At 69.8% G+C, this 17,817-nt stretch carries 18 protein-coding genes and 1 tRNA gene; 18 read left to right on the top strand and 1 reads right to left on the bottom strand.

Annotated elements, in window-relative coordinates; genetic code table 11:
- The first annotated feature begins 41 nt into the window (after positions 1 to 41).
- From FBY22_RS03895 to FBY22_RS03935, 10 genes are all read left to right on the top strand, one after another.
- On the top strand, positions 42 to 314 hold the full coding sequence (locus FBY22_RS03895) for a hypothetical protein (protein WP_142142494.1): 273 nt from the start codon (positions 42 to 44) through the stop codon (positions 312 to 314).
- On the top strand, positions 311 to 976 hold the full coding sequence (locus tag FBY22_RS03900; RefSeq protein ID WP_142142495.1) for a DUF2637 domain-containing protein: 666 nt from the start codon (positions 311 to 313) through the stop codon (positions 974 to 976). The genes FBY22_RS03895 and FBY22_RS03900 overlap by 4 nt, the downstream gene beginning before the upstream one ends.
- An 18-nt stretch (positions 977 to 994) precedes the next feature.
- Positions 995 to 1,210, top strand: coding sequence for a mobile element transfer protein (locus FBY22_RS03905; RefSeq protein ID WP_142142496.1), 216 nt, complete (start codon positions 995 to 997; stop codon positions 1,208 to 1,210).
- Between the two features lie 4 nt (positions 1,211 to 1,214).
- Positions 1,215 to 1,370 (top strand): hypothetical protein, encoded by a 156-nt coding sequence (locus tag FBY22_RS44090; RefSeq protein ID WP_174267082.1) that lies wholly within the window; start codon positions 1,215 to 1,217, stop codon positions 1,368 to 1,370.
- Positions 1,371 to 1,394: 24 nt separating this feature from the next.
- Positions 1,395 to 1,721, top strand: coding sequence for a SpdD-like protein (locus FBY22_RS03910; protein ID WP_142142497.1), 327 nt, complete (start codon positions 1,395 to 1,397; stop codon positions 1,719 to 1,721).
- An 89-nt stretch (positions 1,722 to 1,810) separates the two neighbouring features.
- Positions 1,811 to 2,011: a hypothetical protein gene (locus tag FBY22_RS03915; RefSeq protein WP_142142498.1), complete on the top strand. Its 201-nt coding sequence runs from the start codon at positions 1,811 to 1,813 to the stop codon at positions 2,009 to 2,011.
- Positions 2,008 to 3,393, top strand: a complete 1,386-nt coding sequence (gene repSA, locus FBY22_RS03920) for a replication initiator protein RepSA (protein ID WP_142142499.1) — start codon at positions 2,008 to 2,010, stop codon at positions 3,391 to 3,393. Before FBY22_RS03915 ends, repSA begins: the two co-directional genes overlap by 4 nt.
- A 14-nt stretch (positions 3,394 to 3,407) precedes the next feature.
- Entirely contained in the window at positions 3,408 to 3,584 is a 177-nt protein-coding gene (locus FBY22_RS03925) for an AlpA family transcriptional regulator (RefSeq protein WP_174267185.1), read from the top strand.
- A complete protein-coding gene (locus tag FBY22_RS03930) occupies positions 3,581 to 4,954 on the top strand; it encodes a tyrosine-type recombinase/integrase (protein ID WP_142142501.1) in 1,374 nt (457 codons plus the stop codon). Before FBY22_RS03925 ends, FBY22_RS03930 begins: the two co-directional genes overlap by 4 nt.
- Positions 4,955 to 5,149: 195 nt before the next feature.
- Positions 5,150 to 5,533 carry a DUF6083 domain-containing protein gene (locus FBY22_RS03935; protein ID WP_174267083.1) on the top strand — a complete coding sequence of 128 codons (384 nt, stop codon included), beginning with the start codon at positions 5,150 to 5,152 and terminating at the stop codon, positions 5,531 to 5,533.
- Between the two features lie 204 nt (positions 5,534 to 5,737).
- Here FBY22_RS03935 and FBY22_RS03940 read toward each other — a convergent pair.
- Positions 5,738 to 5,809, bottom strand: a tRNA-Arg gene (locus FBY22_RS03940).
- Between the two features lie 313 nt (positions 5,810 to 6,122).
- Here FBY22_RS03940 and FBY22_RS03945 point away from each other — a divergent pair.
- The 8 genes from FBY22_RS03945 to FBY22_RS03980 all read left to right on the top strand — a co-directional run bounded on the left by FBY22_RS03945 (position 6,123) and on the right by FBY22_RS03980 (position 17,804).
- Positions 6,123 to 6,644: a response regulator gene (locus FBY22_RS03945; RefSeq protein WP_142147340.1), complete on the top strand. Its 522-nt coding sequence runs from the start codon at positions 6,123 to 6,125 to the stop codon at positions 6,642 to 6,644.
- 326 nt (positions 6,645 to 6,970) lie between these two features.
- Entirely contained in the window at positions 6,971 to 8,041 is a 1,071-nt protein-coding gene (nrtL, locus tag FBY22_RS03950; RefSeq protein WP_142142503.1) for an ArgS-related anticodon-binding protein NrtL, read from the top strand.
- Positions 8,042 to 8,300: 259 nt separating this feature from the next.
- The gene (gene lysA, locus FBY22_RS03955; RefSeq protein ID WP_142142504.1) at positions 8,301 to 9,692 is read left to right on the top strand and encodes a diaminopimelate decarboxylase; all 1,392 of its coding nucleotides are present in this window, start codon (positions 8,301 to 8,303) and stop codon (positions 9,690 to 9,692) included.
- Positions 9,693 to 9,843: 151 nt separating this feature from the next.
- Positions 9,844 to 11,136, top strand: coding sequence for a homoserine dehydrogenase (locus tag FBY22_RS03960; RefSeq protein ID WP_174267084.1), 1,293 nt, complete (start codon positions 9,844 to 9,846; stop codon positions 11,134 to 11,136).
- A gap of 6 nt (positions 11,137 to 11,142) precedes the next feature.
- On the top strand, positions 11,143 to 12,201 hold the full coding sequence (gene thrC, locus FBY22_RS03965) for a threonine synthase (RefSeq protein ID WP_142142505.1): 1,059 nt from the start codon (positions 11,143 to 11,145) through the stop codon (positions 12,199 to 12,201).
- Positions 12,202 to 12,471: 270 nt separating this feature from the next.
- Positions 12,472 to 13,389 (top strand): homoserine kinase, encoded by a 918-nt coding sequence (thrB, locus tag FBY22_RS03970; RefSeq protein WP_142142506.1) that lies wholly within the window; start codon positions 12,472 to 12,474, stop codon positions 13,387 to 13,389.
- A 413-nt stretch (positions 13,390 to 13,802) separates the two neighbouring features.
- Positions 13,803 to 15,839, top strand: coding sequence for a transcription termination factor Rho (gene rho, locus FBY22_RS03975; protein WP_142142507.1), 2,037 nt, complete (start codon positions 13,803 to 13,805; stop codon positions 15,837 to 15,839).
- Positions 15,840 to 16,004: 165 nt separating this feature from the next.
- Complete coding sequence (locus tag FBY22_RS03980; protein ID WP_142142508.1) at positions 16,005 to 17,804, top strand: trypsin-like serine protease; 1,800 nt, start codon at positions 16,005 to 16,007, stop codon at positions 17,802 to 17,804.
- Positions 17,805 to 17,817 lie beyond the last annotated feature (13 nt).

Raw genomic sequence — 17,817 nt, forward strand, 5'->3', positions numbered from 1 at the left:
GCCCCGCCCCGGGCCCGACTAAGAGAAAGGAGACGCCCACCATGGCTCAGCCGCTGACTACCTTGGACGATCTCACCGCAGATGACTTCCTGCGTCAGCTTGCGGCGCTGCGAGATCAGCGAGAACAGATCGATCGACACATTCGCGCCTGCCTGGCCTACGCGCGGGAGTTCACCGGTCCCCGCCCGTACACCCTGGCGTCGCTGGCTGAAGCGGCCGGACTATCAATCTCGGGCGTTCGCACCGCCTACAGCCCGGCCGACTGCGAAGCCGTAGCCCGTGCGCTGGGTCGGGCTCCTCGGAGGCAGGCATGACCCGGCCCACTGGGCGCCTCCGCCCCGATGCTGTGCTCGTACAAGCCGTGATCGCCGGTGCTCTGTCCTTCGCCCATTTGCACGACCTCGCCGACGCGGCCGGGCAGTCCGGATGGAAGGCCTGGGCCTACCCCGTCTCGGTCGACCTGCTGCTCGTCGCAGCGTGGCGACGGCTGCGCTCGGATGGTCCTTCCCGACTCGCCTGGTGCTGGTTCCTGGTAGCCCTGGTGGCCTCGCTCGGTGCCAACATCGCCACCGCCGGATTCCTCGACCTGGCCGACCCGCCCGCCCTGCTCCGCCTCGGCGTCGCGGGATGGCCTGCGCTGGCCTTCCTCGGCGGCACATTGCTCGCCCACTCACCCTCACCCGCTCCGACCGCAGACCGCAATCCGGTTGTGCCGGCGCCCACAGCGCCTGTCCCCGCACCCGACGTCGAGCCCGAACCGGTGCCTGCTCCGGCTATCACTGCCGAGGACACCCCGGCGCTTCCGGCCCGCGAGCCTCCGGCGGTGGCGGTCCCGGCTGCCCTCGTGGACCACGCACGAAAGGTCGCTGCCGACCACGAAAGCCGCACCGGCACCCGGATCGACACCGAGACCCTGCGCGCCCGCCTCGGCGTCCCGCCCCACCTCGCCGACGCCATCGCCGCCCAACTCGCCTAATCGAAAGGAGTCTGACCGATGGGACACCGCTTCTTCCTCTTCGAACGCCTCCAGCGCTACGGCCCCGTGGAGATCGGCCGCGCCCTCACCCGCGACGGTGAAAAGGGGTACGTCGCCTCATGCACCGCGGATCAGTGCGGCTGGTCGGCCGAGTACTCCAGCTACGGGCCGGCCTGCATGGCGGCCAAGGGGCACCGCTGCCAGATCAAGAGCAAATACGAGGGACGGAGGTAGCGCCGTGTCTGTGCCGCTGTGGTTCTTCATCGCCTGCCTCGCCGTGGTCGGCGTAAAGACTCTCCGACCTCCGCTCTGGCTCGTGGTTGTCCTCCTCGTCGGCGGCTACCTCGCCGCCAACAGCCTCCTCGCTCCGTTCGCCGACCCGTTCCTCAAGTAGCCACTCTCAGACAGGAGTTGAGCCATGTTCCGTCCGCAGATTCCGACCATGCCGACGCCCACCGGCGCGGTTTCCCCGCCCGTCGTCGAGCCGACCGCCGTCATCCCGGCCACCCAGACCCCGACGTCTACCGCCCCGGCTCCTGCGCCCGCGGCTCCTGCGCCGTCCCGGCCGGTCGTGCAGTTGACCCCTGGCACCGTGCTCGCCCTCGTCGGGGGCGGCACCGCGGTGATCCTCGTCGTGGGAGCCGTCCTGATCTCGATGCTGCTCGCGGTCACCCTCACCGGCGCCTCGGTCGCCGTGTGCGCGCTCGTCGTCCGCTCGATCCTCACTAGCGACACCCGACGATGACCGGCCCCCGGAGCGGCCTCTACCGCCAAGTTTCGTCCGCTCCGGGCGCCGTCCCACTCCGAACCAACGATCCGGAAGGAACCTCCATCATGACCGGCCCGACCCCGGCCCCACCCGCCAACCCGCGGATCTGCTCCAACTGCGACGGCTTCGCCACCGTCGCCATATCGTCCGGCCTCGGCCGTGACGCCCGCGGACACCTGCACACGCTCATGGTTGACTGCCGTGCCTGCTCTGGCGCCGGCACCGTGCCCGCTCCCGCCCGTCTGCTTGCCGGGGGGCGCGCATGACCGAGACCGCGGCTTTCGCGGGCTTGGACCCGATCACCCTTGGCGACGCGCTGCGGGTGGCCGGGCTTCCCGGTTTCGATCGCTGGCAAGACCAAATCCGCCGCACCGGGGGCTGTGCCGACCCGATCCACCTGACCGGCTGGACCCTGCACAAGGACAAGACGACCGGGGAGACCCTGCACCACTACTCCACCGCGGCTGAACCCGGCGGACGGCTCCGCATCGCCTGCGGCAACCGGCGCGCCTCCCGCTGCCCGGCCTGCGCCTGGACCTACGCCGGAGACACCTATCACCTCATGCGGGCCGGACTGGCCGGAGACCCGGACAAGGACATCCCGGCCACCGTCCGCGATCACCCGCGGGTATTCGCCACCTTTACCGCCCCCTCCTTCGGCCCGGTCCACAACCGGCCCGACCACGGCGCCTGCCGCTGCGGCTCCCGCCACGCGCCCGATGCTTCCGCCCTGGGCACCGCGCTCGATCCGGCGACGTACGACTACGCCAGCGCCGTGCTGTTCAACAACCATGCCGGAGAGCTCTGGGTGCGCTTCGCCAACCGGCTCCGCCGTGAGATCGCCGCCCGGGCCGGACTGAGCCAGCGCGAACTCAAAGAGGTATGCCGGGTGTCCTACGGCAAGGTCGCTGAGTTCCAGAAACGCGGCGCCGTCCACTTCCATGCCGTGATCCGCCTCGACGGCCCCAACGGTGCCGACTCCCCGCCACCCTCGTGGGCCAGCACTGAACTGCTCACCGACGCGATCCGCGCCGCAGCCCGGCACCGGTATTCCTCGGTCTCCGTGCCGGCCGTTCAGGATCAGCCCGCCCGCACCTTCCAATGGGGCCGACAGCTCGACGTCCGCCCCGTCAAAGCCTTCGGGGACGGCTCGGACCTGACTGAGCAGGCGGTCGCCTCCTACGTCGCCAAGTACGCCACCAAAGCAGCCGAGAACACCGGCACCCTCGACCGGCGCATCGGTGAACTCGCCGAACTCGACCGCCACGGCGTTCCCGACCACGCCCGCCGCTTGATCACCGCGTGCCGGGACCTGGACACGTTGTACCCGGAGCGGCGGCTGTGGGCCTGGGCGCACATGCTCGGCTTCCGCGGCCACTTCTCCTCCAAGTCCCGCCGCTACTCCACCACTCTGGGCACCCTCCGCCAGGCACGTGCCGACTACCGCGCCGCACAGGAACGCGAAGCCCCCGGCCTCGACGACGTCCAGCCGGACACCGTCCTCGTCCTCGCCGACTGGCAGTACGCCGGCCACGGACACACCCCCGGCGAGTCCCTCCTTGCCGCGTCGATCGCCCGAGATCTTCAGCTCAACCGCGAAACCGCTCGCGAGGTCCTGCAAGACCAACTCACCCGGGAAGGAGCGTGAACGTGAAAGACGAGATGCTGACTGTTCGGGAGATTTGCCGTGAGCTCAAGGGGATTTCACGGCGGACCTTCTACCGTTGGCGGGAGTTGGGGCAGGCGCCGCAGGCCTTCAAGCTGCCCAACGGAGAGTTGCGGGTGTGGCGTAGTGACTTCGACGCCTGGTTGGCCGCCCGTGAAAGGGCGACTGCGTGAAGTCACTCGACGTCAAGATCTGGGGTGTCCGGAAGAGGAACACCAAGAAGGCGTCTTACGACGTCAGATGGACCGTGGGCGGCAACGTATTCTCCGAACAGTTCCGCACTAAGGGACTTGCGGATCATTACCGTGCCAAGTTGCTGCGGAGCGCTCACGCAGGCGAGGAGTTCGACACGACGACCGGGCTGCCGGAGTCGATGGTCGAGAAGGCGGCGTCCATGACCTGGTACGCCTTCGCCCTGAAGTACCTCGCCATGAAGTGGCCACACGCTGCGCCTAATACGCGTGACGGTATCAACGAGGCACTGACCGCGGCGACGATGGCGCTTCTCGACGAGCGCCCGGGCCGACCAGCCGATGACGTGCTCAGGAAGGCGTTACGGAATTGGGCATTCGTCCTCCCGGGGCCCGATGATCGCGAGCTACCGGTAGAGGTCGCGAATGCGCTGCACTGGGTGGCCAAAGCCTCTCGCCCGTTGTCAGATCTCGCCGATGCTTCTGTCGGGCTGGCCGTGCTGAATTCATTCAAACTCAAGCTCGACGGAACGGCGGCAGCGTCGGAGACAGTCCGACGTAAACGACGCACGCTCGTCAACGCGGTCCACTACGCGGTAGACCTGGGCGAGTTCAAAGAGAACCCGATCACGCTGCTTCGCTGGAAGAAGCCCAAGGTCGTCAAGGAAGTCGACCCCCGAGTGGTGGCCAACCCGGAGCAAGCTCGTGCCCTACTCGCTGCCGTCTCCTATGTAGGCGGCTATGACCGGGCCCGCGGTCGTCGGTTGGTCGGGCTCTTCGCCTGCATGTACTACGGCGCTCTACGGCCGGCCGAGGTCCTGGGGCTCGCCGAGGCAGACCTGAAGCTCCCGGAGAGTGGCTGGGGAACGGCGCTGCTGCACCGTACTCGGCCCAGCGTGGGAAGGCAGTGGACCGATTCGGGGCAAACGCACGACGACCGGGGGCTCAAAAACCGGCCCGTGGAAGAACTCCGGCTCGTACCCATCCCGCCGCAACTGGTCACGATCCTTCGAGAGCACCTGGCCACCTTCGACACCGCACAGGACGGGCGCCTGTTCACCAGTGAACGCGGGGGAGTGGTCGCCTCGTCTTCTTACTATCGCGTCTGGCAAGAAGCCCGGACGCTGGCGTTGCCGCCGGCCGTAGCCGCGTCACCTCTCGCTGCCCGACCCTACGACCTTCGGCACTCGGCGTTGTCGACGTGGTTGAACGCCGGCGTGGACCCGACCGAGGTGGCGGGGCGCGCGGGTAATAGCGTCGAGGTCTTGCTGGGCCGCTACGCCAAATGCATCGACGGTCGACAAGAGATCGCCAACCGAAAGATCGAAGAGTTGCTGCGCGAATATGAGTAACGCAGAGCCTTGACCAGGAGCCCTCTGACCCGATCGGGTTGGGGGGCTTCGTGATGTATCAGCCGTGCACCGTTCGGCGTTAGTTGCGAGTTGCACCTTCCGAGTCGTGCTCAGTTTCAACAGCACGCGCATGCATCATGCGTTCGGTCCGATTCACCTCTTCGTATCGACGTGGGGGTTGTCGACCCTTGCCATATGGGGGCTTTAGAAGAGGAACCACGCAGGTTAGGGACCGGGCGATCACGCTGCCCGTACTGCAGTCTGCCGGTCGACCGCGTGGCGACGCTGGAGCATGACTGGGTGCTGCTCGAGCCGGACATGGCACCGCTTGCTCATACAGTGCCGGCGGAACATCGGTGGATCGTGCTGTCCGATGGGCGAGTGGCGGCCTACGGCGTGTGCCCGCCGGACCCGTACCAGCGGTGCCGTATCGAGCACCGACTCGCCTGTTCGGAACAAGCCCTGCCCGATCTGTGGCCGTGGCTGACCAGCTTGAGGGGCGAGAACGAGCGACGGGTGAAGCGTCAGGACGATCCGGGCCAGCCTCAACCACTCGAAACACTGCCGGATGCAGGGTGAGGCCTCAACCGCGGTAGCGGCTGCTCCTCCTGATTTCGCGGCGTGACCTGGGCGAACCCGGCAAGATCCTGTCCACGAATAGTCCACAGGGCCTGTCCTAGCGCCGCTCAGGGCTACCTACGGATGCATACGCCTGCACATACGCGAAGACCCCGGCCTCAGCGTTTCCGCTGGTGACGGGGTCTTTGGGCACCTCATGCTGGGTGCCCCCGGCAGGATTCGAACCTGCGCACACGGCTCCGGAGGCCGTTGCTCTATCCCCTGAGCTACGGGGGCGTGTCGGGCGCCTTGTGGGGCGGCGACGGGTAGAACCCTACCAGCTCCCTCGGGGTGTTCATGAACAGGTTTACAGGTCCGGCCGGGCGTCGGCTCTGTGCGTGTTCGCGGTGTGCGGCTGCAGCCTCCGGGGGCTGGTGTCGGTGCCCGGGAGGGCTCCTCTCGCCTGGTTCGGCGATCGGCCGTCCCGTCCCCAGCGCGGAGCGGAAGTATGGACAACCTCCGTCCCCCGTGCGGGGCGGAAGTATGGAAAACCCGGACGCGGTGGCCTGTCTCGACCTACTCTCGAGTTGTGCCAGGCACTTCGGGCCGGGTGCTTGTTGTGGACGACAACAAGGTCATCCGGCAGTTGATCAGGGTCAATCTCGAGCTGGAGGGGCTCGAGGTAGTGACCGCGGCCGATGGTGCCGAGTGTCTGGATGTCGTTCATCAGGTGCGGCCGGACGTCGTGACCCTCGATGTGGTCATGCCTCGGCTGGACGGGCTGCGCACCGCCGCCCGGCTGCGTACCGACCCCCGTACCCGTGATCTGCCCCTCGCCATCGTCAGCGCCTGCACCTCCTACGAGGTCGAGGCCGGGCTCGACGTCGGTGTCGACGCCTTTCTCGCCAAGCCCTTCGAACCCGCCGAACTCGTGCGTCTCGTACAGCAGTTGATCGAGCAGAGGCGAAGCGGGGGTGGCGCGGGAGGGGACGACTCCTCCCTCGGGTCCCGAGGGACCCTGGGGGCGCTCGGAACCGTCCTCGGCATCGGCGATGCCGAGCGTGCCGAGTGTGCAGAGCGAGCCGAGTGCGCGGAACACGCCGAGCGTGCCGGGCGGGCCTCCGGCGCCTGACGCGGGCTCCGAGCATGCGCGCAGGGCAGGCCTCCGGCGCCTGATGCGGGCCCTCGAGCACGCCGCACCGCGTGCCGGGCGAGCCTCCGGCGCCTGACGAAGTGCCCCCGAGCACGCCGAGCACACGCCAAGCGCGCATCGGGCGAACCCCCGTCGCCCGACAACCGCCCCCGAAGCGCGCCCGCGCCCGCCGCACCGACCGAGCCGACAAAGCTCCGCTCCGTCGCCTCGCCGACCGACCCGACAAGGCCCCGCCCCGTCCCACATCCCGGGACCTCTCGAAACCGGCTCGCCTACCCACCCCCCTCCTCCCATACGCTTGTCCCGTGACCCCCGTCGAGCTCTCCCGTACCGTGCTGCGCGCGGTGCGTCGTGCTGTCGACGAGGGGGAGCTCAGCGTTCCCGTGCCGGCGCGGGCCGTCGTCACGCCCCCCGGTCCCGGCGGCTGCGGTGACTACGCCACCAACATCGCCCTCCAGCTCGCCCGCCCCGCCGGCCAAACGCCTCTCCGCGTGGCCGAGATCCTGCGGCAGTACCTGGCCGGGACCGCCGGCGTCGCCGACGTCACCGTCACCCGGCCCGGCTTCCTCAACATCAGCCTGAGCGACACCGCGCCGGCCACGTTCGCCCTCGCCCGCCAGGTCCTCGCGGAGGGCATGGAGTACGGCCATGGCGACGCCCTCGCCGGCCGGATCGTCGAGCTGCGCATCCCGTACGACGTCCGTGCCGAGGTTGTCGCCGACGCGCTCACCCGTCTCGTTGCCGCGCAGGGCGGCCGCGCCGAGGTCGACCACCGCGAGCCCGTCAACCTCCGGCCCGTCCCGGCACCCGAGGACCCTGCCCCGCTCGGCCCCGACGCCGCACGCTGGGCGCTGCTGTACCCCGCCGCCCACGACCGGCCGCGGATCACCGCCGATCATCTGGTCCAGCGCGAGAGCAACCCTCTCTTCCGCGTCCGTTACGCACACGCCCGCACCCGGGCCCTCGGCCGTAACGCCGCCTCCCTGGGCTTCGCCGCCGAACCCGGGGACCCCGCCCTCGGCGCCCACCCCCATCACGCCGCCGAACCCCGGAACCCCGTCCTCGGCGCCGCCGCCCCCCTCCTCGGCGCCCACCCCCCTCACGCCGCCACCCCCCTCACCCCCCTCCTCACCGCTCTGGCCGACCACCCCCGCGTACTGGCCCTGGCGGCCGCCCACCGTGCCCCCGACCGTCTCGCCCGGCACCTCGTCACCGTCGCCGATGCCGTGCTTCCCTTTCTCCCTGCCGTGCTCCCGCTCGGCGAGGAGAAACCCGCGGCCGCCCACCGCGCCCGGCTCGCTCTTGCCGAAGCCGCCGGGACGGTGCTGGCCGGCGGCCTGTCCCTGCTCGGCATCGACGCACCCGACCACCTCTAGAGGCAGCCGGAGGAGTCGCCTGGAGCCGCAGATCGCTACACAGTTGGTCAGCTCGACTGCCCACAGCCGTCGGGTCGATTGACAGCCCACAGCCGTCGGACCGATCGACTGCCCACACCCGTCGGACCGACCCGGCCAACCCGGCCGCCCGGCCAACCCGGCCACCCGGCCAACCCGGCCCCCCGACCAACCCGCCCGGTCCCCAGCTCCCGCTCCCATCCCCCGCCAGCCCCCAGAGAAAGCCAAGAAAGCCACTGAGATGAGCCGTTCCGCACACCCCGCCGGGCCCCGTCACGCCGATGTCCTTCCCGAGGGGCACTACTCCGCTCCGCCCGCCGACCTCAACGCCCTCGACCCGAAGGTGTGGGCCGAGACCGTCGGTCGTGGCGAGGACGGTGTCGTCACCGTCGGCGGTATCGACGTCAAGCGGATCGCCGAGGAGTACGGCACCCCCGCCTACGTGCTCGACGAGACCGACTTCCGGGCGCGGGCGCGCGCCTGGCGTACCGCCTTCGGGCAGGACGCCGACGTCTTCTACGCGGGCAAGGCGTTCCTGTCCCGGGCCGTGGTGCGATGGCTGCACGAGGAGGGGCTCAACCTCGACGTGTGCTCCGGCGGCGAGCTCGCCACCGCGCTCTCGGCCGGTATGCCCGCCGACCGCATCGCCTTTCACGGCAACAACAAGTCCACGCAGGAGATCCGCCGGGCCGTCGAGGCCGGTGTCGGGCGGATCGTCCTCGACTCCTTCAAGGAGATCGTGCGGGTCGCCCACATCGCGCAGGAGCTCGGCAAGCGGCAGCGCGTGCAGATCCGTATCACCGTCGGCGTCGAGGCGCACACGCACGAGTTCATCGCCACCGCCCACGAGGACCAGAAGTTCGGCATTCCGCTGGCCGGCGGGCAGGCCGCGGAGGCCGTGCGGCGGGCGTTGCAGCTCGACGGGCTGGAGCTCATCGGGATTCACAGCCACATCGGGTCGCAGATCTTCGACATGTCGGGGTTCGAGGTCGCCGCCCACCGGGTGGTCGGGCTGCTCAGGGACATCCGGGACGAGCACGGGATCGAGCTGCCGGAGATCGACCTCGGCGGCGGGCTCGGGATCGCGTACACCAGTGACGACGACCCCCGTGAGCCCCACGAGATCGCCAAGGCCCTGACCGAGATCGTGACGCGCGAGTGCGAGGGTGCCCGGCTGCGCACGCCCCGGATCTCCGTCGAGCCCGGGCGCGCCATCGTCGGACCGACCGCCTTCACGCTGTACGAGGTCGGGACCATCAAGCCCCTCGACAACCTGCGCACCTACGTCTCCGTCGACGGCGGCATGTCCGACAACATCCGCACCGCGCTCTACGACGCCGAGTACAGCGTCGCCCTGGTCTCCCGCACCTCCGACGCCGAGCCGATGCTCGCCCGCGTCGTCGGCAAGCACTGCGAGAGCGGGGACATCGTGGTCAAGGACGCGTTCCTGCCGGGCGACCTGGCGCCGGGCGACCTGATCGCCGTACCGGCGACGGGCGCCTACTGCAGGTCCATGGCCAGCAACTACAACCACGTCCTGCGTCCGCCCGTCGTCGCTGTCAGCGACGGCGAGGCGCGGGTCATCGTCCGCCGCGAGACGGAGGAGGACCTCCTGCGTCTGGACGTCGGCTGAGCCCGTGCACAGCGCGGCGGGGTGGAAGATCTGCGGTTCTCCACCCTCCGAGAAATGAAATAGATGTCTCACGATCCGGACAATCGACAGAAAGTCCCGTCCGGTGAGTGAGACTGGACCCACCGTAGACGGTATGAGGAAACGAGGTCGGATGATGCGTACGCGTCCGCTGAAGGTGGCGCTGCTGGGCTGTGGGGTTGTCGGCTCAGAGGTGGCGCGCATCATGACGACGCACGCCGACGACCTCGCCGCGAGGATCGGCGCCCCCGTCGAACTCGCGGGCGTCGCCGTACGGCGTCCGAGCAAGGTCCGTGAGGGCATCGACCCGAGCCTGGTCACCACCGACGCGACCGCCCTGGTCAAACGCGGCGACATCGACGTGGTGGTGGAGGTGATCGGCGGGATCGAGCCCGCGCGGTCCCTCATCGCCACCGCCTTCGAGCACGGGGCGTCCGTGGTCTCCGCCAACAAGGCGCTGCTCGCCCAGGACGGGGCCGCGCTGCACGCGGCCGCCGAGGCCCATGACGCGGACCTCTACTACGAGGCCGCCGTCGCCGGTGCCATCCCGCTGATCCGGCCGCTGCGCGAGTCCCTCGCCGGCGACAAGGTCAACCGGGTCCTCGGGATCGTCAACGGGACGACCAACTTCATCCTCGACAAGATGGACTCCACGGGCGCCGGCTACCAGGAGGCCCTCGACGAGGCCACCGCCCTGGGGTACGCGGAGGCCGACCCGACCGCCGACGTCGAGGGCTTCGACGCGGCCGCCAAGGCCGCCATCCTCGCCGGCATCGCCTTCCACTCCCGCGTGCGCCTCGACGACGTCTACCGCGAGGGCATGACCGAGGTCACCGCCGCCGACTTCCGTTCGGCGAAGGAGATGGGCTGCACCATCAAGCTGCTCGCCATCTGCGAGCGGGCCGAGGACGGCGGCTCGATCACCGCGCGCGTGCATCCCGCGATGATCCCGCTGACCCATCCGCTCGCCTCCGTGCGCGGCGCGTACAACGCCGTGTTCGTCGAGTCCGACGCGAGCGGACAGCTGATGTTCTACGGCCCCGGAGCGGGCGGCGCGCCGACCGCCTCCGCCGTTCTCGGCGACCTCGTCGCCGTCTGCCGCAACCGGCTCAGCGGGGCGACGGGGCCCGGCGAGTCGGCGTACGCCGCGCTGCCGGTGTCGGGGATGGGTGAGGTCGTCACCCGCTATCACATCAGCCTCGACGTCGCGGACAAACCGGGTGTTCTCGCCCAGGTGGCCACCGTGTTCGCCGAACACGGGGTGTCCATCGATACCGTTCGGCAGCAGGGCAAGGACGGCGAGGCCTCTCTCGTCGTCGTCACCCACCGCGCGTCCGACGCCTCCCTGTCCGGGACCGTCGAGTCGCTGCGCAAGCTCGACACCGTGCGGGGTGTCGCCAGCATCATGCGGGTTGAAGGAGAGTAACCAGCAATGACCCACCAGTGGCGCGGAATCATCGAGGAGTACCGGGACCGGCTGCCCGTCTCCGACAGCACGCCGGTCGTGACGCTCCGCGAGGGCGGCACGCCCCTCGTGCCCGCGCAGGTGCTCTCCGAGCGCACGGGCTGCGAGGTCCACCTGAAGGTGGAGGGCGCGAACCCCACCGGGTCCTTCAAGGACCGCGGCATGACCATGGCGATCAGCAGGGCGAAGGAGGAGGGGGCGAAGGCCGTCATCTGTGCCTCCACCGGCAACACCTCCGCCTCCGCCGCCGCCTACGCCGTCCGCGCGGGCATGGTTTCGGCCGTTCTCGTGCCGCAGGGCAAGATCGCGCTCGGCAAGATGGGGCAGGCGCTGGTGCACGGCGCCAAGATCCTCCAGGTCGACGGCAACTTCGACGACTGCCTCACCCTGGCCCGCGCGCTGAGCGACAACTACCCCGTCGCGCTGGTCAATTCGGTCAATCCGGTGCGTATCGAGGGGCAGAAGACCGCCTCCTTCGAGATCGTGGACATGCTGGGCGACGCCCCCGACATCCACGTTCTGCCGGTGGGCAACGCGGGCAACATCACGGCCTACTGGAAGGGTTACAAGGAGTACGCCGCCGACGGCGTCTCCTCCAGGACTCCCCGCATGTGGGGTTTCCAGGCCTCCGGTTCCGCCCCCATCGTGCGCGGCGAGATCGTCAAGGACCCGTCGACCATCGCCACCGCCATCCGGATCGGCAACCCGGCCTCCTGGCAGTACGCGCTGGCGGCACGGGACGAATCCGGCGGCCTCATCGACGAGGTGACGGACCGTGAGATCCTGCGCGCCTACCGGCTGTTGGCCTCCCAGGAGGGCGTCTTCGTGGAGCCCGCCTCGGCCGCTTCCGTCGCCGGTCTGCTGAAGGCCGCCGAACAGGGCAAGGTCGACCCGGGCCAGACCATCGTCTGCACGGTCACCGGAAACGGTCTGAAGGACCCGGACTGGGCCGTCGCCGGCGCCCCGCAGCCGGTCACCGTCCCGGTCGACGCGGCGACGGCGGCCGAGCGCCTCGGGCTGGCGTAACACCGCACGCCGGGGGACATCCCCGACGGGGGTGCACAGGGGGCTTGCGACACGCATCGTGCGCCTCCTGTGCGCCCTATGTCGCCACAGAACCTTCCTTCGATAGGCTGTACCGAACCCGCCCGCTGCATATGCCTCCGCATACAGCCGGGTGCCGCGCCGTCTCCGCGGCCCGGAAGCGGTTCCACGGACCTCCAGGGTCCTCACGCACGTAGCGAAAGTCATCGAAGGTTTTCGACAATCACGCAGCTCAAGGAGAGTCGTCGAGCGATGGCCGGTCCAGCCTTCCGAGCCGCCGCCGTAAGGGTGCGCGTTCCCGCCACCAGCGCCAACCTCGGCCCGGGCTTCGACGCCCTCGGCCTGTCGCTGGGGCTCTACGACGACGTGGTCGTCCGGGTCGCCGACTCCGGGCTGCACATCGACATCGCCGGCGAGGGCAGCGAGACGCTCCCGCGCGACGAGAGCCACCTTCTCGTACGGTCCCTGCGCACCGCCTTCGACCTGCTCGGCGGGCAGCCGCGGGGCCTGGAGATCGTCTGCGCCAACCGCATCCCGCACGGCCGCGGCCTGGGCTCCTCCTCGGCCGCCATCTGCGCCGGCATCGTCGCCGCGCGCGCCGTGACGATAGGCGGCGAGGCGCGGCTGGACGACACGGCGCTGCTCGAGCTCGCGACCGAGATCGAGGGCCACCCCGACAACGTGGCCCCGTGTCTGCTCGGCGGCTTCACCATCGCCTGGATGGAGTCCGGCGCGGCCCGGGCGATCAGGCTGGATCCCGCCGATTCCATCGTTCCGGTGGTTTTCGTGCCCGGTAAGCCGGTCCTGACCGAGACCGCGCGCGGACTGCTCCCGCGCACCGTGCCGCACGTCGACGCCGCCGCCAACGCGGGCCGGGCGGCCCTGCTCGTCGAGGCCCTGACCAGGCGCCCCGAGCTGCTGCTGCCCGCCACCGAGGACCGTCTGCACCAGGAGTACCGGGCACCGGCCATGCCGGAGAGCGCCGCGCTGGTGGAGCGGCTGCGGGCCGACGGGGTCCCGGCAGTCATTTCAGGAGCGGGACCCACCGTGCTCGCGCTGGTCGACGCCGACAGCGCCGACAAGGTGTCCCATCTGGCAGGCGAGGGCTGGGCCGCGAACCGGCTCGACCTCGACGCGCAGGGAGCGAGCGTGTTGCCGCTTGCGCCCTGACACGCGGTTGCCGGATTTCGAGAGGGGGAATGTTTGTTGGATCCGGTAGTGTTAATCTCAAGTCTGCACCCGACCCCACCATGGCGAGGTGCTTCGTGTCCCCGTCCGGGACAGACATTCTTCCGGGAGCCTCCCAAGCCGCACTGTGTTCCGTACGACGTACGCGGGCAGTACCTCGTACGCGAGCACTGAACGACTTGCCGGGCACGCTCCGGAATCGGTGCTACCGAGCCACGTGACACTGACACCCGGTGCCGCGGCCCAGGCTCCGGGCAGCGCCATCCCAGATATTCCCTCCGCCTGCATTGGCGGACCACCGCCCCGGCACGGTCCACACAGCAAGGACCACTGCCGGACAGCACAACCGGTCGCCGAGCCAGAAGGCCGACGTCCGCTCCAGGGAAGGACCCTTCGTGAGCGACACCACCGATCTGATGGGCGCACGTGTCGAGGAGACCGCTGCCGCGCCCGCCACGGACGCCTCCGCGCCTACCACCGGTGCCGGCTCCCGGCGGCGCCGCGGTACCGGCCTCGACGGCATGGTGCTGGCCGAGCTGCAGCAGGTCGCCTCGGGCCTCGGCATCAGGGGCACCGCGCGGATGCGCAAGAGCCAGCTGATCGAGGTCATCAAGGAGGCGCAGGCCGGAGGCGGTGCCGCGGCCGCCAAGGCCGACGCCGCCACCGAGACCAAGCCGAAGCGCCGGGCCACCTCCAAGGCCCGTACCGGCGATGACGGTGCTCCCGCCGCCGAGAAGAAGGCGACCGAGGCCCCCGCCGAGAAGGCCGTGGCCCAGCAGCAGATCGAGATCCCCGGCCAGCCCGCCGCCGGTGACGACGCCCCCACCGAGCGCCGTCGTCGCCGTGCCACCGCCGAGGCCGGCGCCCCGACGGGTTCGGGTGCCGAGACCGTCGTCGCCGAGGCCAAGAGCGAGGCCAGGAACGACAACTCCGCCCCGCAGGCGCAGAACGACGCCAAGGGCGACGCCGGTGACGGCGAGGGCCGTGGCCGCCGCGACCGCCGGGACCGCGGCCGTGACCGCGGTGACCGTCAGGACCGCGGCGAGCGCCAGGACCGCGGTGACCGTCAGGACCGCGGGGACCGCCGCAAGGGCGACGACCAGCAGGGCCAGGGCGGCCAGCAGCGTGGTCAGCAGCAGAACCAGCAGGGCGGCGGCCGTCAGGACAACCGCCAGCAGCAGGACGACGACGACTTCGACGGCGGCCGCCGCGGCCGTCGCGGGCGCTACCGCGACCGTCGTGGCCGGCGTGGCCGCGACGACATCGCCACCGAGCCGCAGATCGCCGAGGACGACGTCCTGATCCCGGTCGCGGGCATCCTCGACATCCTCGACAACTACGCCTTCATCCGTACCTCGGGCTACCTCCCCGGGCCGAACGACGTGTACGTCTCCCTCGCCCAGGTCCGCAAGAACGGCCTGCGCAAGGGCGACCACGTCACCGGCGCGGTCCGTCAGCCCAAGGAAGGCGAGCGGCGCGAGAAGTTCAACGCGCTGGTCCGCCTCGACTCCGTCAACGGCATGTCGCCCGAACACGGCCGTGGCCGCCCGGAGTTCAACAAGCTGACCCCGCTCTACCCGCAGGACCGGCTCCGTCTGGAGACGGACCCGGGCGTGCTGACCACCCGCATCATCGACCTCGTGTCGCCGATCGGTAAGGGCCAGCGCGGTCTGATCGTGGCCCCGCCGAAGACCGGCAAGACCATGATCATGCAGGCGATCGCCAACGCGATCACGCACAACAACCCCGAGTGCCACCTGATGGTCGTCCTGGTCGACGAGCGTCCGGAAGAGGTCACCGACATGCAGCGGTCGGTCAAGGGCGAGGTCATCTCCTCGACCTTCGACCGTCCGGCCGAGGACCACACCACGGTCGCCGAGCTCGCCATCGAGCGCGCCAAGCGTCTGGTGGAGCTGGGCCACGACGTGGTCGTGCTGCTCGACTCCATCACGCGTCTGGGCCGTGCGTACAACCTCGCCGCGCCCGCCTCCGGCCGCATCCTGTCCGGTGGTGTCGACTCGACCGCCCTGTACCCGCCGAAGCGGTTCTTCGGTGCCGCGCGCAACATCGAGGACGGCGGCTCGCTCACCATCCTCGCGACCGCGCTCGTCGACACCGGGTCCCGCATGGACGAGGTGATCTTCGAGGAGTTCAAGGGCACCGGCAACGCGGAGCTCAAGCTCGACCGGAAGCTCGCCGACAAGCGCATCTTCCCCGCGGTGGACGTGGACGCGTCCGGTACCCGTAAGGAAGAGATCCTGCTCGCCCCCGACGAGCTCGGGATCGTCTGGAAGCTGCGCCGGGTGCTGCACGCCCTCGACCAGCAGCAGGCGGTCGAGCTGCTGCTCGACAAGATGAAGCAGACGAAGTCGAACGCCGAATTCCTGATGCAGATCCAGAAGACGACGCCGACCCCCGGCAACGGCGACTGACCTCATCCGCCTCGAAAGGCGCCCTCCGTCACCTGTGTGACGGAGGGCGCCTCTTTGGCGCTGATAGGAACGGGCGTGCTATCCCGCCCCTCCCATCACCTGTGCCCCCGGGGGGAAACACCCTTGTCCACATCCCTGTCCGGCAGCGGTCGTCACAGACGCCGGATGCGTCTCGCGCTGCCCCTCGCCGCCGCCGGTATCGCGGCGGCCGTCGGCGCCGCCGTGCTGACCTCCTCGGCCAGCGCCGCGACCTCCGTGCCGACGCCGACCGGCAAGCCCGACACCGTCTCCGTCTCGACGGCCGCGCTCACCGAGCGGATCGCGGGCGCGCTCGCGACCGACGGCACCGCCGGGGAGGCCGCTCCCAGCAAGTCGTCGTACAGCGCGAGCACCACCACCTCCGGCTCCACGGTCAGCCCGTACGTCATCGGCGGCACCGACACCGCCATCACCTCGGCGCCCTGGATGGCGCAGCTGTGGTACTACGACGACAACGGCACGTCCTCCGACACCAGCGACGACATCGGCTTCTTCTGCGGCGGCACGGTCGTGTCGCCGACGAAGATCCTCACCGCCGCGCACTGCGTCAAGGACGAGAACGGCAAGAGCTACAACTGGAAGGCCTACGGCGCCGTCCTTACCGGCACCAGCCAGCTGCCGACCACCGACAGCTCCAACAACACCGACCTGCACGGCGGCACCGTCTCGCTGCCGCTGCGGCAGTGGAACCACCCGTCGTACAGCCCGACGACCATCAACAACGACATCGCCGTCCTCACCCTGGCCTCCCCGGTCAAGGCGACGCCGATCCGCATGACGACGTCCGGTGACACCGCCTCGTACGCCGGCGGCACCAGCGCCACCGTCTACGGCTGGGGGCGCACCAGCTCCACCAGCCAGGACATCTCCGACACGCTGAAGTCGGCGACGCTGACCATCCACGCCGACTCGACGTGCTCGAACGTCTACGGCTCCGACTACGTCGCCGGGCACATGATCTGCGCCGGCGTGCAGAGCGGCAGCGACACCGGCACCAAGGCCGCCTGCAACGGCGACTCCGGCGGACCGCTCGTCGTGAACAACCGGATCGTCGGCGTCGTCTCGTGGGGCGTCACGGACTGTGTCGCGAAGGGCTACTACAGCGTCTTCTCGAAGGTCAGCACCTACATCGGCGCCGCCTACGCGAACGTCGACGACACCAACCTGAGCTACACGGACGGCAAGGCCGACCTGTTCGTGCGCAACTCCTCGACGAAGGAGGCGTACGAGAAGGACTCCACGGGTTCGTCGTTCGCCGCCCGGCAGTCGCTGGGGTCGTACAGCGGAGTGAACCTGGTCCTGCAGACCGACCTGAACCGGGACGGCTACCAAGACCTCGTGCTGCGCCAGAGCTCCACCGGCGACATGTACTGGCTGCACTACGTGCCGTCCAGCGACTCCTGGTCCAAGACGAAGATCTTCGGCGGCTGGACCACCCGGACCCGGATCATCGCCCCCGGCGACGTCACCGGCGACTACCTGCCCGACCTGCTGTCGGTCGACTCCGGCGGCGCCCTGTGGATCTACCCCGGCAAGGGCAACGGCACCTTCGCCGCCCGCGTCCAGGTCGGCACCGGCTGGAACCAGTACAACATGGTGCGCGGCAAGGGCGACTTCACCGGCGACGGCAAGGCCGACCTGCTCGCCCGCAACAAGTCCACCGGCGACCTGTACCTGTACAAGGGCACCGGCAAGTCCGGCACCGGCGCCTTCTCGACCCGGATCAAGGTGCGCAGCGCCTGGACGGGCTACAACGCCTTCGACGCGATCGGCGACGTGAACGGCGACGGCAAGGCGGACTTCCTGGCCCGTACGTCCGGAGGCACCCTTTACCTGTACAAGGGCACCGGTAAGGCGACGAGCGAGATCTTTGCCACAAGAGTGTCGGTCGGTACCGGTTTCCAGCAGTACGACATCTTCGGCTGACCAAGCAGGTGAG

Source organism: Streptomyces sp. SLBN-31 (genome assembly GCF_006715395.1).
In the GTDB taxonomy this organism is placed as follows: Bacteria; Actinomycetota; Actinomycetes; order Streptomycetales; family Streptomycetaceae; genus Streptomyces.